Origin of the sequence: Pseudomonas arsenicoxydans, from assembly GCF_900103875.1 — a bacterium.
Classification (GTDB): domain Bacteria; phylum Pseudomonadota; class Gammaproteobacteria; order Pseudomonadales; family Pseudomonadaceae; genus Aquipseudomonas; species Aquipseudomonas arsenicoxydans.
In genome coordinates, this window is the sequence record NZ_LT629705.1 from 198,436 (window position 1) to 221,266 (window position 22,831).

20 protein-coding genes and 1 pseudogene are annotated in these 22,831 nt (G+C 58.7%); 8 read left to right on the forward strand and 13 right to left on the reverse strand.

From position 1 onward, the window contains the following. Nucleotides 1-51: 51 nt before the first annotated feature. The 10 genes from BLQ41_RS00925 to BLQ41_RS00970 form a co-directional block, all read right to left on the reverse strand. Nucleotides 52-474, reverse strand: a complete 423-nt coding sequence (locus BLQ41_RS00925) for an organic hydroperoxide resistance protein (protein ID WP_090175750.1) — start codon at nt 472-474, stop codon at nt 52-54. A 37-nt stretch (nt 475-511) separates the two neighbouring features. Further along, entirely contained in the window at nt 512-1,471 is a 960-nt protein-coding gene (locus tag BLQ41_RS00930; protein WP_197678909.1) for an enoyl-CoA hydratase/isomerase family protein, read from the reverse strand. Nucleotides 1,472-1,666: 195 nt separating this feature from the next. Next, nucleotides 1,667-3,013 carry an exopolysaccharide Pel transporter PelG gene (gene pelG / locus BLQ41_RS00935; protein ID WP_090175752.1) on the reverse strand — a complete coding sequence of 449 codons (1,347 nt, stop codon included), beginning with the start codon at nt 3,011-3,013 and terminating at the stop codon, nt 1,667-1,669. After that, the gene (gene pelF, locus BLQ41_RS00940; protein ID WP_090175755.1) at nt 3,014-4,528 is read right to left on the reverse strand and encodes a GT4 family glycosyltransferase PelF; all 1,515 of its coding nucleotides are present in this window, start codon (nt 4,526-4,528) and stop codon (nt 3,014-3,016) included. Next, on the reverse strand, nt 4,525-5,514 hold the full coding sequence (locus tag BLQ41_RS00945) for a transporter (protein ID WP_090175758.1): 990 nt from the start codon (nt 5,512-5,514) through the stop codon (nt 4,525-4,527). Before BLQ41_RS00945 ends, pelF begins: the two co-directional genes overlap by 4 nt. Continuing rightward, a complete protein-coding gene (locus BLQ41_RS00950) occupies nt 5,492-6,859 on the reverse strand; it encodes a PelD GGDEF domain-containing protein (RefSeq protein ID WP_090175760.1) in 1,368 nt (455 codons plus the stop codon). Before BLQ41_RS00950 ends, BLQ41_RS00945 begins: the two co-directional genes overlap by 23 nt. 5 nt (nt 6,860-6,864) lie before the next feature. Then, nucleotides 6,865-7,383: a penicillin-binding protein activator LpoB gene (locus BLQ41_RS00955; protein ID WP_090175763.1), complete on the reverse strand. Its 519-nt coding sequence runs from the start codon at nt 7,381-7,383 to the stop codon at nt 6,865-6,867. A gap of 28 nt (nt 7,384-7,411) precedes the next feature. After that, entirely contained in the window at nt 7,412-11,005 is a 3,594-nt protein-coding gene (locus BLQ41_RS00960) for a tetratricopeptide repeat protein (RefSeq protein WP_090175765.1), read from the reverse strand. Continuing rightward, nucleotides 10,983-13,796, reverse strand: a complete 2,814-nt coding sequence (locus tag BLQ41_RS00965) for a bifunctional glycoside hydrolase 114/ polysaccharide deacetylase family protein (RefSeq protein WP_090175768.1) — start codon at nt 13,794-13,796, stop codon at nt 10,983-10,985. Before BLQ41_RS00965 ends, BLQ41_RS00960 begins: the two co-directional genes overlap by 23 nt. A 62-nt stretch (nt 13,797-13,858) precedes the next feature. Then, the gene (locus BLQ41_RS00970) at nt 13,859-14,791 is read right to left on the reverse strand and encodes an NAD-dependent epimerase/dehydratase family protein (protein WP_090175770.1); all 933 of its coding nucleotides are present in this window, start codon (nt 14,789-14,791) and stop codon (nt 13,859-13,861) included. 247 nt (nt 14,792-15,038) lie between these two features. Between BLQ41_RS00970 and BLQ41_RS00975 the strand changes: the two genes are divergently transcribed. From BLQ41_RS00975 to BLQ41_RS00985, 3 genes and pseudogenes are all read left to right on the forward strand, one after another. Further along, nucleotides 15,039-15,197 carry a hypothetical protein gene (locus tag BLQ41_RS00975; protein ID WP_157694992.1) on the forward strand — a complete coding sequence of 53 codons (159 nt, stop codon included), beginning with the start codon at nt 15,039-15,041 and terminating at the stop codon, nt 15,195-15,197. A 121-nt stretch (nt 15,198-15,318) separates the two neighbouring features. Then, nucleotides 15,319-16,242: a hypothetical protein gene (locus BLQ41_RS00980; protein WP_090175776.1), complete on the forward strand. Its 924-nt coding sequence runs from the start codon at nt 15,319-15,321 to the stop codon at nt 16,240-16,242. A 176-nt stretch (nt 16,243-16,418) separates the two neighbouring features. Continuing rightward, nucleotides 16,419-16,604, forward strand: a pseudogene (locus BLQ41_RS00985) (zeta toxin family protein); the annotation flags it as partial. Between the two features lie 7 nt (nt 16,605-16,611). Here BLQ41_RS00985 and BLQ41_RS00990 read toward each other — a convergent pair. Next, a protein-coding gene (locus BLQ41_RS00990) for an IS3 family transposase (protein WP_090175779.1) occupies nt 16,612-17,774 on the reverse strand; the annotation gives its coding sequence in 2 pieces (ribosomal slippage) (nt 16,612-17,519 and nt 17,519-17,774; 1,164 coding nt in all). Between BLQ41_RS00990 and BLQ41_RS00995 the strand changes: the two genes are divergently transcribed. From BLQ41_RS00995 to BLQ41_RS01005, 4 genes are all read left to right on the forward strand, one after another. After that, the gene (locus tag BLQ41_RS00995; protein WP_231997083.1) at nt 17,763-18,383 is read left to right on the forward strand and encodes a zeta toxin family protein; all 621 of its coding nucleotides are present in this window, start codon (nt 17,763-17,765) and stop codon (nt 18,381-18,383) included. The genes BLQ41_RS00990 and BLQ41_RS00995 overlap by 12 nt on opposite strands. After that, complete coding sequence (locus BLQ41_RS30615) at nt 18,380-18,547, forward strand: hypothetical protein (protein WP_167360466.1); 168 nt, start codon at nt 18,380-18,382, stop codon at nt 18,545-18,547. Before BLQ41_RS00995 ends, BLQ41_RS30615 begins: the two co-directional genes overlap by 4 nt. A gap of 401 nt (nt 18,548-18,948) precedes the next feature. Further along, nucleotides 18,949-19,332, forward strand: a complete 384-nt coding sequence (locus tag BLQ41_RS01000) for a DUF6124 family protein (RefSeq protein ID WP_090175782.1) — start codon at nt 18,949-18,951, stop codon at nt 19,330-19,332. A 35-nt stretch (nt 19,333-19,367) separates the two neighbouring features. Next, entirely contained in the window at nt 19,368-19,622 is a 255-nt protein-coding gene (locus BLQ41_RS01005; protein WP_090175784.1) for a hypothetical protein, read from the forward strand. A gap of 50 nt (nt 19,623-19,672) precedes the next feature. Here BLQ41_RS01005 and BLQ41_RS01010 read toward each other — a convergent pair whose 3' ends face one another. Then, nucleotides 19,673-20,575, reverse strand: a complete 903-nt coding sequence (locus BLQ41_RS01010) for a nucleotidyl transferase AbiEii/AbiGii toxin family protein (RefSeq protein WP_090175786.1) — start codon at nt 20,573-20,575, stop codon at nt 19,673-19,675. After that, nucleotides 20,562-21,131: a type IV toxin-antitoxin system AbiEi family antitoxin gene (abiEi, locus tag BLQ41_RS01015; protein WP_090175788.1), complete on the reverse strand. Its 570-nt coding sequence runs from the start codon at nt 21,129-21,131 to the stop codon at nt 20,562-20,564. Before abiEi ends, BLQ41_RS01010 begins: the two co-directional genes overlap by 14 nt. 169 nt (nt 21,132-21,300) lie before the next feature. Here abiEi and BLQ41_RS01020 point away from each other — a divergent pair, with 169 nt between their 5' ends. After that, complete coding sequence (locus BLQ41_RS01020; protein WP_090175790.1) at nt 21,301-22,707, forward strand: DUF2252 domain-containing protein; 1,407 nt, start codon at nt 21,301-21,303, stop codon at nt 22,705-22,707. Nucleotides 22,708-22,831: the final 124 nt, after the last annotated feature.

Genomic DNA, 22,831 nt, shown 5'->3' on the forward strand with positions numbered 1-22,831 from the left:
CGCTATCGCGAGCAGGCTCGCTCCCGCATTAGTCCAGTACACGGCCGGGATTTACAGCACTTTCAAATCCACCGACACATGCCCGCGTATCATCCGCGAATAGGGGCAGAGCTGATGCGCCGCGTCAGCCAATTCCCGCTTCACCCCCACTTCCAACCCGGGAAAGTTGACGTTCAACCGGACCGCCAGCTGAAAGTCCCCGCTGCCGGTTTTACCCAGATCCACCTCGGCATCCACCGACGTGTCTTCCGGCAATTTGATTTTCATTTTGCCTGCTGCGACCTGTATCGCGCCGATGAAGCAGGCCGAATAACCCAGCGCAAACAGTTGCTCCGGATTGGTGCCGGGTTTGCCCGAACCGGGTGAGCTGAATTTAACGTCCAACTCGCCGTCGCTGGACCTGCCAGTGCCCGTGCGGCCGCCGACGGCATGGGTTTTCGCGGTGTATAAAACCGTTTCCAATGCAGCACTCATAACAGTGACTCCTGATAAGGGTTGAACAAACGCGAGGTCATTTCGAGGCCTCGCCCAAGGTGCCGGTGTAGTGCGCCAGGCGTTTTTCGACGTCGGCTTTTTTCTGCAGGCCAAGCTCCATCAGCTGGGTGATGCGTTGCTGAGCCGCCGGGCGTTTTACCGAGCCGATGAAACCGTCCCATTCGGCGGCGATGGCGTCGTTCGGTGGCAGGCTGGCGGCGTCGACCAGGTGTTTGATGTCGGTGATCGACTGTTTGTCGAACCGGGCGATGCGTCGAGCCATGGTGTCGACGAAGCTGTCGAGCTCGGCGTCGGGCAACGCACGATTGACGTAGCCGTAACGCTCGGCGAGTTCGCCGTTGATGTCATTGCCGGTGAGCAGCACTTCGAGTGCACGACCACGGCCCATCAGTCGTGGCAGACGCGCCATCGGACCGCCGCCGGGCACCAGCGCGGCGCCGATTTCCCATTGCGAGAGGATGGCTTTTTCCCGGCTGGCGAAGCGCATGTCGCTGGCCAGTGCCAGTTCGCTGCCAACGCCGGTGGCGCGACCGCGAATCGACACAATCGAAACCACCGGCGCCTTGCTCAACCGAACCAGCATGTCGGGCAGCGGCGGTAGGCCGGTGGGGCCGTTTGGCAGGCTGGTGGTGTCAGTCAGCGGTGGGACGAAGTCGTAGTGAGTGAGGAAGAAGTCCGGCACGTCACTGTCGAAAACCACGACCACCACTTTCGGATCGGTCTCGATGGCCGTGACGACCTCGTTCAGCTGCGGCATGGTTTCGGGGCCGTAGATGTTATACGGCGGGTTGTGGAAGGTGACGCGCCAATACTCGGGGGTGACGCGGGTGAGCTTGATCTCCTGTTTTGCCGCGTGGGTTGATTGAGTCTTGTCGGATTGCGATGCGGATGCTGCGGATGCCTCACCGGCGAGAGAGGAGCCGGTGGCCGCCATGCTGGCGACGATGATCGCAGCATTGAATAGCTGCAGTCTCATGGGAAAACCTCCAGGTAGAAAAACATGTGGGTTCCCGCGTACAACGCTCTACAGTTTGAAACAGGTATTGGGCAGGCTGGAAAGGCCCGACTGAACAAGCCTAGCAGCGTAACTCCGACTCACAAGTGACGTCAGTCGGACGAAAAAAAAGGCACTGGCGATGATCGCCAGTGCCTTTTTTGTCTAACTGTAACGTCAGCGAGACAGCATAAACGTGTCGTACTCCAGATCCTCCAGCGCCGTTGAAAGCCTGTGTAAACCCAGCAATACACAAATCAGCAACGACAGCGTAAACCCGTACCCGAAGAAGCTTGGCCCCAGGTACATGCTGAACAGCGTCAACATTGCGTTCAACACCGCAAACAGCACGCACAGTTCGAGCACCACGGTGCGTTTGTCGAGGTAGAAGAACACGTTGAGCAAGGCCATGAACACCACCTGGATGCTCACACCGATCAGGTCGATATAAAACAGCGGCAGGTAATAACTGGAGATGCCCAGCCATTCCAGAAGGCGTGGAGCGAACAGGAACAACAGCACCGCTGTCAGCCCTTGCACCTTGCAGATTTCCAGCAAGCCCTGACGGATCGACAAGGTCATTTCGGTTTTCAGCTGGCCGATGTGTTGCAGGGTTTCGCCTTCGCGGATCGCCCGGAACAGACGGTCATACCATTCGGCAAAATCGGTCTCGATGCGCACCAGGAACACCGCCATGCCGGGGATGATCGCCAGGTACGCGAGGAAGATCGGCAGGTCGTAAAGGATCGAGGCGCGCAGCGGGCCGACGATTTCGTTGGAGGTGCCGGGGTTGAACCAGAACAGGAATTTGTCGATCCAGATGCCCAGGTTGTAGAAGAAACCAGTGGCCAACAGGCTGAGGAAAACGTTGCGCCGGTCGAGGAAATCAAAGGCGATCAGTTTTTCGGCGCGGTACTCGCGCAGGATGTCGTAGAGGAACAGGAACAGCAGCGTGCTGTGCCCGATCAACAACGCCAGCAGCAAACCCGGCATCTGCAGGAAGCTCAGCAGGTAGGCGCTTGCGACCATCAGCGTGTAACCCACCAGCATCACCAGCAGGATGCGGTTATAGGCCTTCATCCCCGAGAGGAAGATGATCACCAGCCACAAGTTGCACAGCACCACGAAGTTGGCCAGCACCAGCACGCGGTAGATCAGCGGCTGATCGAACAACAGGCCCAGCACGATAATTCCCAGAACCCCGGCGCCCAAGGTGACCAGCAACAACACGCCCAACAGGTTGGGCAGGATCTGGTCGTACTTGTGCTCGAACAAGCGGTCGGACACGAAGCGGGTGAAGAACAACTGCAAGCCACCCGTCAGGATCAACGAGGTGGCCATCAAGTACGTCACCGTCACCAGGAATTGCCCGACCAGCGCATTCGGCAGCAGCAAGCCGATGCTGATGATCGACAACACCCAAGGGCCGGAACTGATCAGCCCGGCGTAGACGTAGGCGTGCAACGTTGCGGTGTAGGAATCGCGCGAAAGGATTTTTCGCAGTTCAAAGCCAATACCGGCCATTTAGCTGTTCTCCATGGCGGCTTGATACAGATCGCGGTAACGCTGCAGCATCAAGGCTTCGGTGTAATAACGGGTAACCCGCAACAAGCCGCTGGCCTGGGCGGCCTGCCAGCGTCGCGGGCTGCGCAACAGTTCAAGGATCGCGGTGCTGGTGGCTTGTGGATCGGCAATCGCCACTACTTTGCCGGCGTGCCCCAGGTCACGGTCTTCGGCGCTGCCGCCTTCGATCAGCTCGCGGCACGAACCGACGTCGCTGCTGACCACCGGCGTACCGGCGGCCCAGGCTTCGAGGATCACCAGCGGCTGCGCTTCACTGATCGAAGTCAGCACCATCAGCCCGAGTTTGGGCAGGATGTCCTGGATGCGCTGGAAGCCAAGGAAATGCACCTTGCCCTCCAGGCCCAGACTGGCCATCAGGCTGCGGCATTCGCTGACGTATTCCGGGTCTTCTTCTTCCGGGCCGACGATCCAGCCTTCGGCGTGCGGCATGGCGCTGATCACGCCGCGCATCGCCCGCAGAAAGGTTTTGACGTCCTTGATCGGCACCACACGGCCAATCAGGCCGACCACAGGCGCAATGCCGTGGGCGCGTGATTCCAGCGCTGCAGTCCATACCGGCAGGTCGATGCCGTTCGGAATGACTTGGGTGCGGGCGGGGATGGCGCCGTCCTTGATTTGCCGCTGACGGTTGCCGTCGTAGAGCGCGATGATGTTGTCGGCGCTGTTGTACGTCAGCTGGCCAATGCGTTCGAAGAAACGCACCCACAAGGTTCGGATGTAACCCGAGCCGGCATCGAGGCTGCGGTTCAGCGCCTGGCCGGAACTCTCGGCGATCCAGCTGGCCTGGGCCAGGTCGATCTTGCGTTCCTTGGTGTAGATCCCGTGCTCGCTGAGCAAATAGGTGCAGTTCCAGCGCTGCTTGAGAATGCAGCCGAGGAAGCCCGCATACCCGGTGGAAATCGAGTGCAGCACCCGCGCTTTCGGCATCCGTTGCGCGGCTTCGGCGAGCATCAGCAACGGCGACTGCATCGCGCGCAGGGTCCAGAAATAATTGACGAACGAAGGGTCGGCGCAATGCTGGCGATAGCCTTCGCTCAGCGACTCCCAACTGGCACGGCTGCGCAGCACGTCGTCGAGGGTCATGCGGCCCTGGGCGATGCAATCGAGCAAGCGTTCGCCCAGCGCCGGGTCTGGCGCGTCCGGGTGATGCAGGAAGCGATACAAATCCTGCAATTGCTGCGAGTCAGCCTCACGCGGATCGCCCAGCGTGTTGGTCGGATGCGTCGCGTCTTCGAGGAACACTTCTTCGATGTGCAGCACGTTGGCCGGCACTTCGTAGCGCCGGGACGGATACGCGTGACGCTGGCCGCCGATGAACATCACCGAAAAGGTCAGTTCCGGCAGGCCGAGAATCATCTGGTGAATCCAGCTGGAAACGCCGCCGCGCACGTAAGGCCAGGTGCCTTCGAGCAGCAGACAGATGTCGGCAACCGGTGCCTGTTCCTTGTGCATCATGTCCAGCTCCTGACCAATGCGGCGAACGGTGGCCGCTGACGGGTTTCCTCGGGAAGGCGTGCGAGCAAGCCGGGAATTTCGTGGTAACGACCGGACTCGAACGCCAGCTCGGCACGAAACGGCAGTACTTGTGCCGCGCCCAGACCGTTTTCCTGGGCCAGACTCAACAGCACTTCGGCGCGCTCGACATCGCCGCGCTCAAGCGCGATGCGACCGGCCAGCAAGAACAGCTCGCCGCCCTCGCCCGCTGCCAGGCCAAGCTCGGCATGTTCGCTGGCCTGGGCGAGTACGTGGTCAAGCACGCTGCCTTGCGCCAGGCCCAGATACGCCAGCTCCCAATACCAGCGCGCCAGCCTGCCGTGCAGCGCACCCGCCGCTTTGGCAGTGGCGTCGACCAGTTCGCCGAGGGCGATCTGGATGTGCAGGTTGATGTCGCTTTCCTGTTTGTCGAGCATCGAATAAGCCAGCAGCCGCACATCGTCGCTCGGGTCAGCCAGAGCCAGTTTGAGAATCGGCACGGCTTCTTTGCCAGGCATGCGACGAGTCGCCAACAGGGCGGCAAGACGCTGATCCGGATCGGGCGCATGACGCAGAACGTCCTGCAAACCGCCGTCGGCAAAAATCGGCGAGTGCAGTTGCAACTTAGCCCGGTACGGCAGTTTCGGGATGCCCACCGCTTGCCACGCTTGCTTGTCGCGTTTGCGCGGCAGGTACAGCGCCGGGAAGATCGCCGCTACCACGCCGACCGCACCGAGCACCGGCACGAAGAACGCCAGGCTGAAGATAAACAGCGGGCTCCACGGCAGCGGCGAACGGTAGCGCGCCGGCAGCAACAGCCACACGGCCGCGCACAACATTACGCACGCCAGGCCATGACTGAGGGTGAACACCAGCAATTGTTGTAACTCGGGCGCCGCGACCCACAAACTGGCCCAACTGCCCGCCTCTAACAACAAGGCTCCGCTAAACAGCCACTTGCTGATCATTCAAGCCACACTCGTTGAACAGGAAATTACGCAGCCCGTTGCGTTCACAGCCAGGCTCCAGGTTGAACGGCAGCACGCGTACGCCAAGGCTTTCCAGGCTGCTTTCAATGCCAAAGTGTTCGTGCAGCATCAGGTTCATCCGCGCCAGATAGCCTTCGGTGCCTTGCGGACTGGTCAACGGCAGCAGCACCAGCAACAGCTGATGATCGCGGTTGTTACGCAGCGGCAATTGCAGATCGAGGCCACGCTGGCTGCGTTCGAACAGACGCGACAGCTCGTCATTGGGACGGGTCATTTCGAAGGCAAACAAACCTGCCGCCAATTTGTGCTGCTCGACATCGACCAGCGAACGCTTGAGCTGCAACGTGAACTGCTGTGCATCGGCGTCGGCCAGTTGCAGCACTTGCGGGTCGCGGCGCAGCAGGTCGGCGATGTGTCCGGCGAGCAACGCCAACAGGCTCAGCGTGCGATCCTGGAAGGCGAAGAACGGCATCTGCCGAACCGCCAGGATCGCCAGCAAACGACCTTCGGCATCGATCAGCGGAATGCAGGCCTGCAACGACGAGAACTGTGCCGAGCTGCCGGCATCAATCAGTTCCTGACGCACGCTGACCAGTTCGCCACGTTCCAGGCACAGCTTGACCAGACCGTCTTCGGTGCCCAACGGGCCCATGATGCCAATCGTCGCCAGCGCCTCGGGCAATACGTTTTCTTCGCGCTCGTCCACGCGATACAACCCGGCCACGCGCAGCGCGCCGTATTGGCCCAGCATGGCGACGATCGGATCGGCCAGCGCGGCCAGTGCATCACCTTCGTCCGGCATCACTCGCAGCTTGTCGCGCAAACCCAGCAAGGAGCTGCGCAAGCTTTGATCGCTGCCCGCCACACGCTGTTCCAGCAGATCGTGGGAGACCCGCAAAATCTGGTGCGCGCGAGTGAACTCGTCGAGACGATATTGGCGGTAATCGTTGGCCATCTGCAGGCGCTGCAAGCGCCGTTCCCACAGATCGCGAACCTCGCCCACCAGCATGCCGCTGACCAGTACGCCGACAATGAAGGACGGATCAAGTTGTGCGTAGGCTTCATGCCCGATGTAGCGCAGTGCGAACAACGCCATCACCAGCAGGCTGGCGCTGAGCAGGCCGCGAACAAATCCATAACGCACGCCCAACAGCAGCGGCGCCAGCACCGGCCAAGGGAAACCGCTGTGCATCTGCAGCGGGTCTTGCGGGGTCAGCCACAAGCCCAGGCCGATGGCCGCGCCCGTCACCAAAAGCGTTTCCAGCCAAGACACCGGGCCGCTGGCACGCGGCGCGAGGCTGTAATCCATGTGGGGAGAATTCATTGCATTCACTCGAACCGAAGGGCGCCAACAAGTTTGTCGAGCACCGTTTGCGCGGTGCCGGCGAGGCTTTCACGGGACCAGCCCGCACGTGCGCCACTTTTGCTCCAGAGCACACGACCGCTGCTGGCTTCGAGCACGCGCAGGCTGATGCCCACTGCCGGTTCGCCGTCCAGGCCGTTCTTGTATTGCCACTCTTCGACGCTGCCGGCGACGACATAATCAAGCTTCTGGTCGCGTGCCCAATCGAGCGCGCCGGCCAGACGTTCGTTGTCGTCCATCAGCGCTTGTTCGCCTTGAGTGCTGACCGGGTAAACCCGTGGTTGCAGACCGTGGCTGCTGAGTACGCTGAGCAGGATTTGCTCGGCGCGCTCGCCAGCTTGCGGGGTTTGCGAATAGTTGATCATCGGCACGGTGCCCCACTTCGCATTACGCGCAAGGTTAGGGCTGGTGTCGCCGGTGAAGCTGGCGCAACCGGCGACAAACAGAACTGCCAGAGCCAGGCTCAGATTACGAATCGCTTGCATCAGTTTTTCTCCTGTAAACATTTCATGATCAGCGTCCGAATCGCACGCCGTAGCTCACACCCAGTGTTCCGCCCGCCTGACCGTTCCCGCCTTGTGGCGCGGATTGGTAGCCGACGGTAAGGGCCAATTCGTCACCGCCCAGTACTTCGACGCCGAGCCCGGTGTTGATGCCGTAGTTGAAGGTTTGATCCAGCCATTGCCAGCCTGCCGTCACGTCCACCAGCCAGGTGTATTGCGGGCGAGTGCGCACCAGGGCGCCCGGCAAACCGCGACGCCATGAGCTGCCGACGTACAGCTGGCCGTAACGGCTTTGCAGCAGATCGTCAGCCGTCACGACGGAGGGATCGTCCGAGTTATCAACGTTTTTCACCGGGCCGCCGTTGTCACTGGACAGGTAATCCAGGGTGCGGTCCTTGACGTTGTTGTGCTGATAATCGATACCGCTGCGCACGGTCCAGCTGGGCCCGGCGAATTCCAGCGTGTGGTTGTATTCCATCTTCAGTTCCTGGCCGTTGCCCAGGGAATCGCCCGCACGGGTGGAGAACGATTTCTGTGCCACTTCCCAACTGATCTGATCCCGCGCCGAGAGCCCGTGACGGCCGCCGACCCACACGCTGTCGTGCTGGCCGAAAGCGCGCATCAGGCCGCTGTCTTCGCTTTTTCGATGCCAGTCCAGACCGGTCTCGACCTGGTCACTGACGCTCAACTGCCAGGTCCGGGACAGGCCCAGGCCATTGCGGTCGTCGTCCTTGCGCTGACTGGTGTCGGCGAACAGTTTGTAGCTGCCATCCTCGACCGAACGTTGCAGGGTCAGCGCAGCGTTGTGCTCATCGCCCATGCGCGTTTCGATCAACTGGTTGCTGTTGTAAGTGCCGTTCTCCAGCTCAAGATTGGCGTACCACTGAGCACCCAGGTTGTGCGCAATCTGCAGACGCGGCGCGCTGTATTCCAGGCCACCGAAATCCTGTTGATGCCAGGACAGTTGCGCGCCTTGTGGTGTCAGTTCCTGAAGCTCAACAGCCTGACGGCGCAGTTGGTCACGCACAGCCGCCGGCTGATCGTCACCCAGCGCGGACTGACTGAGGTCGAGGGCTTCGTCGAACCGACCGAGGCGACTCAGTGCCTGAGCGCGTTGCGCCGGGTTCAGGTCGCTGCTGGCCAGCAGCGTTTCGACCTGTGCCTTGTTGCGGCTGCGCAGGGCTTGCTGAATCTCTTCGTAACGCTGGACTTTCAAGCCCTGGCTACGCGCCCACTCCAGCCATTGGTCTTTCTGCGATTCCTGGTTGGTCGCATCGAGACGCGCCAGCAACCGCTCGAACCACAATTGCAGCATCGCCGGCGAGCCGTCTTTCCACTTCGCCACTTCCTGCTGCGCCTTGCCCGGCGAATAACTGCTGGCCATCAAGCGCAACCAGATCGCATAGCGTTGGGACGAAGGTTGAATGTTTTCGCCCTCGGGACTGCGCAGCAGCTTGAGGCGCAACCGTTGTGCGGCATCCTGATAGCCGGCGTTTTCCAGCGCATCGGCATAGGCCGCGCGGACCAGCCAATCCTGCGGGGCGGTCTTGAGGTACATGCGATACCAGGCCAAGGCTTCGGTATCGCGACCGAGCATTTGACTGGCACTGGCGAACGGCAGCCAGAGGATTCGATCCTGACGTGCCTGCGGCTTCCATTCAGTCAGCAACGGCTTGAGCGCGGTGGTGTTGCCCTGATCGATGTACAGCCACATCAGGCGTTCGCGGAACAGGTTTTCCTCCGGGAAACGTGACAAGCCCGAGAGGTACAAACGCTGCGCCTCATCGACGTTGCCCTGCTGCACCGCCAACGCACCGCGTACCGCCAGCACTTGCGCTTGATCGTTGGCTTCGGGGTATTGCTCGGCGTCTTTGAGCAAGGCGACCACTTGCGGCCAGTCCTGCATTTCTTGCGCTTGCTGCAAGGCTTCGACCAGACGCAGCGGATCATGCGCACGGTTCCAGCTGCCGACCATCATGGTCAGGGCGCGTTTCGGATCGCTGGTGCGATACCGCGTGATCAGCTGACTCTCGTCGCCACTGTTGAGCGAACCCTTGATCGCGAGCAATCTTTCCAGGGAGTCCTGCAGCTCATTGTCGAGTTCCAGGTCCCAGGCCAGGGCTGCGCGCAAGCGCCAGTAACTGTCATCGGTGATCTTGCGGTTATCGACCTGCAACACGTCCCACGCCGCCTGATTATCAAACAGCTTCAGGTCGGTGTTGGCCCAATCGACGCGCTCGGTCGTGGTCAGTGCAAAACGTTTCGAGTAGTTCTTGTAGACCTCGACCTTTGCGGCGAATTGCCCGGTGCTTTCGAGGTTTTGCAGCAACCGCGTCCAGGCCAGGCGATGGGCTGGGTATTTGCGCAGGTAAGCGTGCAACCAGGCTTCGGCCTGGGCCGGTGTGCCGCGCGATTCGTGGCCGTAGATCAGCGCATCGAGCTCGACGTCGGTCAGCGCACGCTGCTCCATGATCTCGGCGAGTAAGGGGATCGCATGATCGAAGTCGTACTGCTGGCTCGCCAATCGCCAGGCGTGCTCGCGGGTTTGCGGATCTTCGTGCAGCTTCAGCAAACGAGTCCAGTAGTCCAGGGCGGCTGGGGTGTCGCCGCGCCATTCGCCCAGGTGCGCCATTTGCTCAAGCAACGCCTGGTCATCCGGATGCTCAGCTACCAGCTGCTGACCACTTTCCCAGGCACCGGGCAAATCGCCGAGGGCCAGGCGCATGCTGAATTCCTTGCGCAGGATTTGCGGGTTATCCGGTTGCAGAACGCGCCACTGATCTAGAAAACGCTGGGCCAGATCGAAGCGTTTGCTGCCGACGGCAACGTCGACGCCCTGCTCCAGCCATGCCGAATCAGTTTGCGGATCCTTGAGCTGGTCCAGCTCCTCAGCCAGTACGCGCGAGGCTTGGTCACCACGACCGGCCGCCAACAAGCTGTTGAACGCCAGTTGGGCGTATTCACGACGTTCGGACGGCGCCTGGCTGTCTTGCTTGAGCAGCAGGTAAATGTCGGCGGCGCGACCCGGTTGCTCACCGGCCAGATACCACTGCGCAGCAGACTTGAGCGAATCAGTACGCTGGGCCGGATCGCGATCGGCAATTTCTTCGTAGACGCTGGCAGCGAACGCCGGGGCCTGTAGCGTCAGGGCCAACTTGGCCAGACTCTGCAATTGCGGGAGTGCCAACATCCGGTGATCAAAGCTTTGCAGGCGTTCGACCAAGGCTTTCTGCGCGACCGGATCATTGGCTTTCGCCGCCTCCAGCGCATCCAGCTCCAGCCGGTAATAAGCCTGCAACTCAGGTGCCGGTTTCGGCCAGCTCTCAAGGTGCTGGCGCGCCTTGGCGTAGTCGCCAAGACGAATCAACAGATCGACCAGTTGCAAGCGCAGGCGGTCGTCGTCCGGGTGCGCCGCCAGCAGCAGTTCGGCGTAGTTGGCCGAGACCGCATCCGGCTCGCGGCCGTCCGGCTGGAACACTTCTTCGCGCTGGAACGTCAGCCACAGCAAGCCGCCCACGGCCACCGCCACCACCGCCAATGCCCAAGGATTGAGCAGGCGCCTGCTTTTGGTTACTGAGGAGTTAGATGCAGAAGAGCTGACCATGACTCACCTGCTTCATTGGTAATTGAAAAGTCCACAGGCCGGCGGATGCCTTGCCTGCAAAATGTTGCCCATCTACTTCAACCCGGCAGGTGCTCGACGCACGCACTGAGAAGGCCAGATCGACCTGCCCGGCAAACGAGAAGTTCACTTGCTTTGCATCCACATACGTCCAGTCCAGCAACGGCAGATTGGCCTCCTCCAGCGCCGGTCTGTCATCCCGGTCGGGACGCAATACCAGCAATGCGTGGTCGCTGCTCAACGCCACATAGCGGCCTTGCGGCAAGTCACGAACACCGGCAACGCCTTGCGAACGCAACAGGTCCGGCCAGCCCATTTGCGGGTCGAGGCGCAGGGTACGCAGTGCGTCCATGCCGCGAACCTGCCAGTCGCCATCGGCGGTACGGGCCAGACTGGATTGATACAAACCGTGCAGACGATCGAGGTAATCGCTCATCCACAGCGACATCGGTTGCTGGGTTTTCATGTAGCCGTAGATATCGCCCATGGCCTTGATCGAGGCCTGCTTGGTGCTCGAATAGAAGTGGTAATACAGGTGCAAGCCGCGCAAGCGTCGTGGGCTGTCGGTGAGTTCGAAGGTGTCGATTACATCGCGAAAGCCGTAGTACGGGCCTTTCCACAAGTTGGTGTAGAGGTTCTCGTTGATGATCGGCGCGTAATACTGCAAGCCACCTTCAGTGGGGCGCAGCAGCGGGTTCAAACCGGTCAGCGACGGGTTGGCCTTGGTCAGCATGGTTTCGGCGCCGTTGACGTTTTTCAGTCCCGCGTCGTAGGCCAGCTTGATGGTGGCCGCCGACGGCAACGCATCGCCCGGCCAGAACACCATCTTCACCGGTTTTTCCGGGGTGGTGAGCTGCTGGTTGATGTAGTCGCGCGAGCCAAAAATCTCGCGGCGAAAATCGATTTTGTCGTAACCCGGAATTGCCATTTTCAAACCGTATTCCGGATTGAAGTTTTCGCGTTTCTTGGCCTGTTCCGGCTGCATGAAAAACGGATGGCTGAAGGTGTGGGTGGCGACCTCGACTTTCGGGTCGGCGAACAATTCGCGGGCAATCGGTTCCAGCTCGCGGGCGAGGAACGGGAACATTCCGCGCGGCGAAATCTCGCCTTCGATTACCGACACCGACGTCAGAAACGGGTTAGGCCGGATGAAATCGTCCAGCACCTGTTTGCCGGCATAGGGCGTGCCGCGCACTTCGGCGCGCGACGGGAAGCCATCGCCATCGATGTGCACGGTGGCGATGCGGCGACCGTTTTCAGTAGTGGTGTCCGGACGCGGCTGTACTGGCAAACGCAAGCTGGCCTGGAGGAAAGCGAAAGGGTCGAGAATCCAGCGGCTGCGTTCGTTGTTGGTTTCCAGAATGTACGGCGCGAGGGCGATACCGCCCCACTCAGCGACCGCCACCGGGACGAATGTCTGGCCGTCTGCCGCGGTCAGCGACAACGCGGCTTTCGGGCCTTTGGGCAGCAAGGAGATCGCGGTCAAGTCACGGGATCTGGGCTGCACCGGTGCTTCGAAGGCGCCGATCAGCGCCTTGTCCTGATAAGTAATGCTCAACGTTTGAGTGCCAATCGGCGCCGCGCGATTCAGGCCCAGGCGCTTGAGCAGCAGCGTGTCTTGAATCGGCAGGCCGGAAAAGAACACCACCGGAACCTGTTCGTCCAGACGCTTGCCGATCCAGCTGTTAAAAGCCGATGCGTCCTGCGGCGGGCCGCTGGTCATCCAGGTGATGACACCGGCGTACAAACCACTGAAGCGATACGCTGGCAGCGTGTTGTCCACCGGCAGGTAATCGACCCGGTAGCCGAGGTATTCGAGTAGACCGCCGAGCAACGTGTGCCCGGCGTTGCGGATCAGGTCGCCTTCGCGCGGATCGTAAAGCAGCGCGATCCGGCGCGGCTGGACTTCGATGCTGCTGATGCCCATCGAGTCCAGCTCAGGCGTGCCGATGTAGGGAATGAAACCCTCGTCGCGCAGACGCTTGGCCAGTTTGCGCGCTTCGTCGCGGCGCTCTGGCGGCAGGTAGTCGATGGCGACCAGCGGGATGCCTTTGGCGCGCAACGGTTGAATCTGGGTTTCCAGCCACTGGCGATCGGCTTCAGGCACCGGGCGATAGCGCTTGGCGCCAGCGTCCCAACCGGCATGAATGGACTCGATTGCCACCGCAGACGCCACACCGTCCAGGTCCGGCAATACTTCAAATCCACGATTGAAAAACAGCTTCAGGCTCGGCTGACGCTGGTGCAGTTCGCGCAGGAAACTGGCGAGTGCCAAACGCTGTTTTTCTCGCGACGACTCGGGCATCAACTGGAAGCTGTCGAGGGTGTCGAGGAACAACCCGGCGTAGCCTTCAGTCTGCAAAGACTTGGCGCGAGCGAACAAATGCTCCCGCCAGGCCGCCGCTGACAAGTCCATGACCTGACTGTCCCACGCGCCGTTGCGCACAGGACCGACTGCGCCGCCGAGGTGTGCTTTTTCGATGTCGGCCTTGCTGCCGCTGAACTCGCCCACCGACAGATAGGCGAATGGCTGGCTGCCCAGTTTGCGCAGGGTTTTGACGTCGCCCACGGTCATATGCCCCGGCTCAACCACAGACCAGTCGAACTGAGCCAGCTCGGAAATCGGCGGTTGATCGGCGTACCAAAAAGCGACGCTGGCGGGTTGCGGTAATGCGGCGGCCTGCACGGCGGGCCCGCTCACGAACAATGCTAATGCGGCTAGCAGCCGTTTAGCGGCCGCGCGGACACGCGTCCTGCGAAAAACGATTTCCATAACTCACTCTTGAATGGACTGAACCGATACTGCTTGGATGTCGGACAGCGAAACCGACCGGCTTACAGGCTGCGGATAAGCTGCACCAGCCCTTTGCCGATGGTGGTCGGTTCCGGGAGCTTGAAACGCTCGAGCAGGCGGCTGTTGTTGGCGCGCGAATGGCGAATATCGCCTTGACGTGGTGCGTGATGAATCACCTTCAACGGGTTGCCGGTGGCGGCGCCCAATTCAGTGATCAGGTCGTTGAGGCTAGTGGAACGGCTGAGGCCGACATTGACCGGGCCCGGGCTTGGTTCGCTGACTTCCAGCGATTGCACGAGAATGCTCACCAGGTCCTGGACATAGACGAAATCGCGGGTTTGCCCACCGTCGCCAAAAATAGCCACCGACTGCTCTGCCAAGGCCAGCTTGGTAAAAATGCTGATGACCCCGGAGTACGGCGATGACGGATCCTGGCGTGGGCCGAAGATGTTGAAGAACCGAAAAATCATCGGTTCCAGGCCATGCTCGCGGCGATAGAAATCCAGGTAATACTCACTCGCCAGTTTGTCGCTGGCATACGGCGTGAGTGGGGATTTTGGCGTGTCTTCGTGAATCGCCGTGCCTTCGCCATTGTTGCCGTAGATGGCAGCGCTGGAAGCGAATACCACGCGCTTGATCCCGGCCTTCACCATGCTTTCGCACACGTTGAGGGTGCCGACGAAGTTGCTTTGATGGGTGCTGACTGGATCATCCACCGACGCTTGCACCGAGGCGACCGCCGCCAAGTGAACCACAGCGCCGCAATCGCGCATGGCTTGTGCCACTACAGCACCGTCCGCGACATCACCGATAACCAGGTTCAGATTGGCATTATCCATCGGCAGATTGCTGACCTTGCCGGTCGACAAATTATCCAGCACGCGAACCTTGTAGCCCTTGCCCAGCAACGCTTCTACGAGGTGCGATCCAATAAACCCAGCACCGCCAGTCACCAGTATTCGCTCAACAAACATGAAATCTCTCCCTGAACATTAGAGCGGATACGAGTGCTTGAATTCCGCCGACTTTATGGCGCAAGGCCATCAAAACGCCGCCGATAATGGGAGATCAGAAACAGAGTGTCAATACTTTGTCTGACTTGTCGCCGAACGGTAATCACTGTCAATTTTCAGTCATTTATTTGGCGGCATTTATTAGCTACACGGTGTCATGCAATTGCCACGCGAGTACCACAGACTCGTCTGGCGCGGAGCATACGCCGTGCATCTGGCCCTTTTTATTATCGATGGCCAGCACAGCTTCGACCCGTCGCAATGGCTCGTCGATGGCATTGAGAGAATTATCGGTTGCCTGATGAGCGTCGTCGCCCGCGAGCGTCACGACAAATACATGACGCTTTTTGAAAAACTACTGGGATGACACCCCTTTTCGGACGATCACGGCCTGATCCCGGCAGATCGCGTCTTCATTAAACACGGATACGGGCTGACGTCGGATGTGCTGCAATCAACCTGGAGTTTTGCTCGAAGGACAATCAAACATGAACATCTGGATCACCGCCGCCCTGGCCGCTTTGGTTTCACTGCCTGCACTGGCTGCCAACGAGGTCGCACCTCGAGTCGTGCAAGTCCCCTTTGGCCAGGGCATCGAGGCTGCCGAATTCAAACAGTCCATCCGGGGCCGGCTCACTGCGCAATACCGCGTGAGCGCGAAGGCAGGCCAGATATTGACCGTCGACCTCAAGCCTTCCAACACGTCCGCCTACTTCAACATCACCGCCAAGGGCGCGGACTACGCGTTGTTTAACGGCTCGATCATGGGCAATCACTTCATGGGGCCATTGCCCGATGACGGTGAATACACGGTTCAGGTGTACCTCATGCGCAACGCCGCACGGCGCAATGAGGTAGCGAACTACAGCCTTTCATTAAACCTCAGCCTCGCTGATGCCTCAGACAGGACTCGGCCATTCGACCAGACCCTGGAGTTGCAGGGGATTCGGTTTCATATGACGACGCAGGGGAGAGACGACAATCGCGTGCTGCGCATTTCACCTCAAGGGCTGGAGATCGATAATTCAGACATTGCACGGCCATTGAAGGGAAACATCGTCCGGGCAGAGATTGCAGACCTTGATCGGGATGGCTCACCAGAGATTTACGTCTTTGCCAGATCACCGGGACGCAGGCTGCCGGGTGAGCTCGTCGCCTATTCGGCAAATCACAAAAAATCGCTTAGCGAGATTTATCTTCCCCCTGTTGGTGAGAATGCGAAAGCAGCGGAGGGCTATCAGGGCGAGGATGAGTTTGCGGTGGTGGAAAATGCGTTGGTGCGGCGGTTTCCGGTTTACGAGAGTGCGGATGTTGGGGCGGGAAGGACGGGGAAGATGCGGGAGGTTCGGTATCGGTTGGTGGCTGGGGAGGCAGGGTGGATTTTGCGGGAGGATGGGGTTATGGAGTATTGAGCATTCGGCAACCAGAAGCTCATACGACGTCGGCATACGGTCCTAGGAAATTTCCCTCAAGGTGTGGCGATTGCCATGAACTGGAGCGTTGTCAGCAATTCGTTATTCTCGCGTCCAAACAGATTTTTTGTCGTTTTCTGTCCCTCTGACATTTTTCTTAGCACAGGAATTAACAAATGACTCCTGCCGAACAGCTCATGCGAGACGAAGCTATCTACTTTGCGCGATCGAATAAGAAGGCCATTGCCAAGCGCCGGACCGACAGAGCGTTGTACCCCCCAGAGCAAGATCCCGTGTCAGTATTTATGGCTGGCTCGCCGGGAGCAGGGAAGACAGAAGCATCCATTGCATTAGTGAATCTTGTAGTGGTCAACTAATCCCGGACACGACGTTAAGTTTTTCCTCGGCCCGCGCTGGCGCCAACCCATCGTTGAATTGGTGAGGCCGAATCCAGTTGTAGCGATGCATCAAAAAATGGCTGATATCGCGCTGTGCTTCCTGCGCAGTTCGATAGCCCACGGTCGGTATCCATTCTGTTTTCAAGCTGCGAAATACGCGCTCCATCGGTGCGTTATCCCAGCAGTTTCCTCGTCGACTCATGCTTTGGCGCATGCGGTATCGCCACAACCGCTGGCGAAAGAGTCGGCTTGCATATTGCGATCCCTGGTCTGAGTGGAATAGCAGATCCGAAGGCCTGCCACGCTGCTCGTAAGCCATATCCAGCGCTTTGATCACCAGCTCAGCGTCTGGCTTTTCCGACAGCGCCCAGCCCACGATCCGACGCGTACAAAGATCCAGGACGACAGCCAGGTAATGCCACTTTCCTTGTGCCCAAATGTAGGTGATATCGCCGCACCAGACTTGATTGGGCGCTGGCACGTCGAACTCGCGGTTCAATGTGTTCGGGATATCCAGTCTTTCTACTGTTGCTCGTTTGTAGGCATGGGAGCCGGGTTGTTTGCTGACTAAATCAAGCTCGCGCATCAAGCTACGCACTTTGAATCGACCGAGTTGCTCACCGTCTTCACGCATCAGTGACAGGATGCTGCGACTGCCCGCAGAGCTGCGACTTTGCGAGAACAGCTCACTGACGCGACTACGCAATCGAAGCCGTTCAACATCCGGCGTGCGGCGCCGCAGGCGCTGGGCGTAGTAACACGAGCGAGTGACGTCAAACACCTTGCACAGCCAATCAACCGGCTCATGGGCGCTCAACTGGTCAATCAGCGCGAACGCTCGTGATCTTCCGACATCAAGAGCGCAGTAGCCTTTTTTAGTATTGATTTCTCTCGCTCAAGCCGAGCAATCCGGGCTTCCAGCTCCTGAATTTTTTGCTGTTCCGGAGTCAGTGCCTTGCTCTGCGGGGTGACGCCTTTATGTTCTTTCTGAATCTGGTCAACCCAGCGGCGCAATGCCGATTCACCAATGCCGAGTGAACGGCTGGCTTCGATGTAGCTGTAGTTTTGTTTGAGCACAAGGTCGGCAGCCTCGCGCTTGAATTCAGGAGTAAAGGAGCGGCGTTGTTTGGTCATCTGACACCTCGATCTGGCGAGCATTCTCGCCTAAATGGGTGTCCGGTTTCATTAGACCACTACAATCTCTTTGCCGATACAGCAATCCTAAGGATTGATCCTGACGAGCTACGCTTCGAATTTACTGAGTATGCGGGAGGAAACGCCTGGATCTTCCAAAGCGGAGTGTCGATTTTGGTCGAGAAAATTCTTGATTGTGCTTTCGATCAAAGACAGTCTTTTGTGCTGGACGGAACACTTTCCAACATTGATGTGGCGAGAAGGAACGTGGAGCGATCCTTGGGAAAGGGTAGATTCGTGCAAATCCTTTACGTCTACCAAAATCCGCTCTTGGCATGGGAGTTCGTCAAAGCCCGTGAAGAAGCCGAAGGAAGAAGAATTCGGCCAGAGCATTTCGTCGATCAATATTTTGCCGCACGTGACGTCGTAAATGCTCTTAAGCTAGAGTACGGAAGCGACGTTCACGTGGATTTGCTACTCAAGCACATCGACAACTCTGGACGTCTGTACAAGGCTGGGGTCGATAAAATTGACTACCATATCCCTGAGCGACACACGCGAACCGATTTAATGGCGCAGCTCGGGTTAGGATCAGGAGCACATTCATGATGTCGATCAAGCTAGGTTTTACTAAGGGCACCAAGAGTCCCTTTGCTGACTTTATTCGTAACGCCAAGTCAGAGCAGAAAAAACGTATTTACAGCGAAGTGCTGACGGAAGCTACCAAGCAGCAAAACCTCGTGATGATGGAAGCAGAAGCCAAACGAGGTTAGAGGTTAACAGACGGTTCTGATAAAGAAGCCCGGCCAAGTGCTGGGCTTTTTTTCATTCTCTTGAACATAGGTCTGAGAGGCGTGTAATCCGTCCTAGGACATTTCCCGCAACTCGTATCGCCTTTCATGAACTGGCGGGCGCTGCTCATCGACGATAGCCTTCAGGTGTCGCTGCAAATCAGCGAACGGCTTTGACAGGCTGAAGAACCGCAAGCTTTCACTCCTCCGTATAAAACGGCATGCTTTCACGCGTGCAGTTTCGTTCTGGTGGCTGTGCGTGGGGCATCTTCGGATGCACTGGATGCTTGCGTTTCCGGTCTGTCAACCCGCGTACAGCTGCCACCCAATCCTGTTTGACAGCAGGGGATTGGCAGCTTCCAACTAACGCAAGGAGCTCCACCATGAAGAAAGTCACCCCAAATCCCCCCGAATCTGCGGCACATTCAGAAGCAGACGCACCCGATTTAAGCCGACTCTCCGAAACAACCGAACGCACCATCAGCACCCGCCTCCGCAACCCGACTCACCCCAGCCCCATCAGCCACGTCTTCACCATCCTCCCCGACGTCGACACACCTACCCTGCTCGCCCACGCTTGCGAAACCCTCGCCTCGCTCAACGTCATGACCACGGACCTGGCCTGTGATCTCGAAGGTTCACGTCGCAACGTGGCATTGGCGATGCAGCAATTGGCCGTGGTGGCGGAGTTATTGGTAAACCGAGCGCTGGACAACCTCGATCCGCCTGACGGTTCGTCCGAGGCACAGTCCGCCAGCCACAGTTAAGTGGTCGCACTCTTTTACCCAATGGAGGTTTTGTCATGGATCGATACATGCCCGTCACCGGCATCGACTGCACCATCGCGTCGTTGCTGATCGACACCGAAGCACCGCTGGACGTATTGCACGAAACTGCGGCGTACCGCATCCGCACCGCGACGCAATTGCTGGAAAGCTTCGCCGTCAGCGAGGGCGTGCACAGTGAACTGGCGCGGGTGTTAGTGACTTCACTGCGCGATGGTTGCGATTTGATGGATGTTGTCGGGCGACGATTGCAGGCGCAGGTTTCGGCATAGAAAAAAATGGGCGACCTCAGAGGCCGCCCATTTTTCATGCCTACAGGGCTTTACATCTTGAAGCCAACGCCCTGAACGCTCTCAGTTCCAGTTAATGCTTTCTCTGTTATCACATACAACTCACGTATATGCCCGACTAAAAACGTCCAAAAAGCTGGTTCATTGACGGTTTGTGCGACTAACTCACCCGGCAGGAACCGACTCATTTCCTTGCGAAACTCGAGCACTATTTTCGGATCAGTATCGAGCAGTTCCGAGCGCGACTTGAACAGCGTCAAGAACTCATCCTGCTTACAGTGATGATCACTCAGTTTCTTCCCGATCAGATCCAGTTGCGGCGTTACACCTTGCTGACGCAGCCAAACCATATCCCAGAGATCCCGGTTCTTGATTCGGTTAGGACGCAGCGCAAAAGCCACAATTTTGTCGGCGTAAATTTCTTCGCGCGATTCTGCCTGTAAAATCAGGCCACTAGTGCCCATGTCGACGCCATACGGGTTCAACAACAGCATGGGTTGTGGCTGATAACTGGGGATGGAACACACATCGATGTTGATGCGCTGTGCCGGCAGATCCTTGCGCCCTGGTCGGGTTTGAACCTTCAGCTTCCACGTATCGACATTTCCCTCCTCGCGGACGGGCTCTGCGACTTCAACCTCAAGGCCATATTTGGCTTTCAGCGTTGAGACAAGAACGAGAGCGAGTTCAGTCAGGCTCTCGCGATTGAAGTCAGCGCCACCCGTGAAATCCAGATCTTCGCTCAAGCGATTTGAGCCGTAGCAAGCACGCAAGCACGTACCGCCGATGAAGGTCAGTTTGGCAAGCATGCCAGCAGAACTCAGCGCCAGCATGATGTCGTGGTGCAGCAATTCCTTTTCCACCACGACCCGCAACGGCGCCAGATCCTGTTTGTTTTTAAGTGCCTCATCTACCAGTTCATCAAACAAACTCATTGGCGACGCTCCAGTCGATCAAGTCCATGTTTCGTTTAGCGGCCTTCATGTCTCGCAAAGCCTGTTGCGGTGTTGCCCGCCATAGGCGACAACGTGCGTCGTAGTGAACCTGGTCAACCAGGTCCTGGGGTTTCTGGCGGGTGTGCACGAACTCTATGGTGCCCCAGCGTCCGCATGAAATTGTGCTGCTGCGACCGGAAGACATCAGGCTGATCCAGTTGATGGGGATCTGAGAGATCACGCCGCAATCGCTCAATACCGTTTCAAGGCTGATGTAGTTGAACTGCATGGCACGTAGTCGGGCGGCCGCATGAAACAGTACCAATCCGCTGGATGGCTTGGCCGCTTCGAACAGATAAAGTCCTCGACACACACGCGTCAGATGGCCATCCGAAGCTGCGCGGCTCAACAGGGTTTTGTAGGCACCTTCGGAAATATCAGGCACCAACGCCCTGAGATCATCGGGAGTGAACAGGTAGCGCTCTTCGCTGGCCAAACGGGTCAGTTGTTGGAGAAGCCGGCCCATTGGCTGGTTGGATTTTGAGTGTGGATACATACCCAAGACTCTACAGAAGGTTTCACTTTATGTAACTTACTGTTGAGTCATTGGATTGGCAAACCATTTCTATCTGCATGATTCAAGCACACTGAAAACCATCGGTTGAATTCTCCTCGCCCTTCTACACTCAATCCCCACAAGCCCCAAAACCCACCAAAGAGCCCCCATGACCACCCTCAATGACCGCTTGAAGCAAGGCAAGGATGCTCGCAAGAAATGCCCACGCAATGCTCAGGCCGAGACCGGGAAAATCAAGCGCGACCCACTCCCGCTGATCAAGGCATCCAGCGTCGGACGGATCAACTCCCTGGTCGAATTGCGCTACGGCCGCATGCTGGTCTCGCCGTTCACTTTCTATCGCGGCAATGCGTTGCTGCAAGCCCACGATTTGGCCGGGACTTTGAACATGGGCCTCGTATCGCCGATCTGCGGCGATAGCCACCTGATGAACTTCGGCGGCTTTGCCACGCCCGAACGCAATCTGTTGTTCAGCCTCAACGACTTCGACGAGGTGCATCCCGGCCCTTGGGAATGGGACCTCAAACGTCTGGTGGCGAGTTTTGTCGTGGCCGCGCGCGACCTGCGTCATGGCGAATCAATCGAAGAAAGTGTCTGCCGCGAAGTGGTCGTCTCCTACCAGAGAACCATGCTCGAATGCGCCGAACAAAGCGCACTGGACACCTGGTACGAGTCCATCAGTTATGACGATCTGCTCAAACAGGCGAATAAAGCCACGCTGGAACATGTCGAGCGCGCCATCGAAAAAGCCGAACGGCGGACGCATGCCGAACTGCTGCCGAAAATCAGTGAGCGTGACGCCCATGGTCGCCTGATCATTCGCGATGACTTGCCGGAAATTTTCCACCTGCACAACAACACCACGCTGCTGGACGCCGACGATGACTGGCTGCGCCTCTCGGACTGGCGACCGCTCTATGACACTTTTATGCGCGACTATCCAGGCACGTTGCAGGCCGACCGTCGCGCCTTGCTGTCACGTTTCCATGTTCATGACGTGGCGTTCAAAGTGGTCGGTGTAGGCAGCGTCGGCACTCGTTGCCTGGTGGCGTTGCTGACCGATGAACAGGAGTTCCCACTATTTCTGCAATTCAAGGAAGCGCGGCGCTCGGTGCTGGCCGATTACGTGAAAACCCGTTCAAAGGTGCGGCATAACGGTCAGCGCGTGGTCGATGGTCAACGGTTGATGCAATCGGCCAGCGATCTGTTCCTGGGCTGGACGACCGGCCCCAGCGGCCGGCATTTCTATGTGCGCCAGTTGCGCGATATGAAAATTTCGGCCGAGCTGGAGACCTTCGATGCACAAACCTTTGCCGCCTACGGTCGCGTCTGTGGCCGCGCCCTCGCCCGCGCGCATGCCAAAGCGTCAGGGCAGGCCGCACAGATCAGCGGATACATCGGCAAGAGCGATGCGTTGGCCGACGCGCTGCTCAAGTACGCCAAAAGCTACGCCAAGCAGAACGAAAAAGACTTTGAGCGATTCCAGCAGGCCTGCCGCAAGGGCCGGTTGCAGGCCCGCTCGGAGGCCGATTTTGCAGCCGACCATTTGCCTTAGAGGTGCTGGCGCGGGGACGTTCATGTGCATAAATTTTTCTTCACCCCCGCGCGCCTCTTCAACCGGTACATTGCCCTCGCTCATTCAAGAAACTACGGTTTGCCCGCCCTCCCGCGGGCTTTTT

Coding starts and splice junctions, on each gene's coding strand:
- BLQ41_RS00925 (WP_090175750.1), bottom strand. CDS start 474: ATGAGTGCTGCATTGGAAACGGTTTTATACACCGCGAAAACCCATGCC.
- BLQ41_RS00930 (WP_197678909.1), bottom strand. CDS start 1,471: ATGAGACTGCAGCTATTCAATGCTGCGATCATCGTCGCCAGCATGGCG.
- pelG (WP_090175752.1), bottom strand. CDS start 3,013: ATGGCCGGTATTGGCTTTGAACTGCGAAAAATCCTTTCGCGCGATTCC.
- pelF (WP_090175755.1), bottom strand. CDS start 4,528: ATGATGCACAAGGAACAGGCACCGGTTGCCGACATCTGTCTGCTGCTC.
- BLQ41_RS00945 (WP_090175758.1), bottom strand. CDS start 5,514: ATGATCAGCAAGTGGCTGTTTAGCGGAGCCTTGTTGTTAGAGGCGGGC.
- BLQ41_RS00950 (WP_090175760.1), bottom strand. CDS start 6,859: ATGAATTCTCCCCACATGGATTACAGCCTCGCGCCGCGTGCCAGCGGC.
- BLQ41_RS00955 (WP_090175763.1), bottom strand. CDS start 7,383: ATGCAAGCGATTCGTAATCTGAGCCTGGCTCTGGCAGTTCTGTTTGTC.
- BLQ41_RS00960 (WP_090175765.1), bottom strand. CDS start 11,005: ATGGTCAGCTCTTCTGCATCTAACTCCTCAGTAACCAAAAGCAGGCGC.
- BLQ41_RS00965 (WP_090175768.1), bottom strand. CDS start 13,796: ATGGAAATCGTTTTTCGCAGGACGCGTGTCCGCGCGGCCGCTAAACGG.
- BLQ41_RS00970 (WP_090175770.1), bottom strand. CDS start 14,791: ATGTTTGTTGAGCGAATACTGGTGACTGGCGGTGCTGGGTTTATTGGA.
- BLQ41_RS00980 (WP_090175776.1), top strand. CDS start 15,319: ATGAACATCTGGATCACCGCCGCCCTGGCCGCTTTGGTTTCACTGCCT.
- BLQ41_RS30615 (WP_167360466.1), top strand. CDS start 18,380: ATGATGTCGATCAAGCTAGGTTTTACTAAGGGCACCAAGAGTCCCTTT.
- BLQ41_RS01000 (WP_090175782.1), top strand. CDS start 18,949: ATGAAGAAAGTCACCCCAAATCCCCCCGAATCTGCGGCACATTCAGAA.
- BLQ41_RS01005 (WP_090175784.1), top strand. CDS start 19,368: ATGGATCGATACATGCCCGTCACCGGCATCGACTGCACCATCGCGTCG.
- BLQ41_RS01010 (WP_090175786.1), bottom strand. CDS start 20,575: ATGAGTTTGTTTGATGAACTGGTAGATGAGGCACTTAAAAACAAACAG.
- abiEi (WP_090175788.1), bottom strand. CDS start 21,131: ATGTATCCACACTCAAAATCCAACCAGCCAATGGGCCGGCTTCTCCAA.
- BLQ41_RS01020 (WP_090175790.1), top strand. CDS start 21,301: ATGACCACCCTCAATGACCGCTTGAAGCAAGGCAAGGATGCTCGCAAG.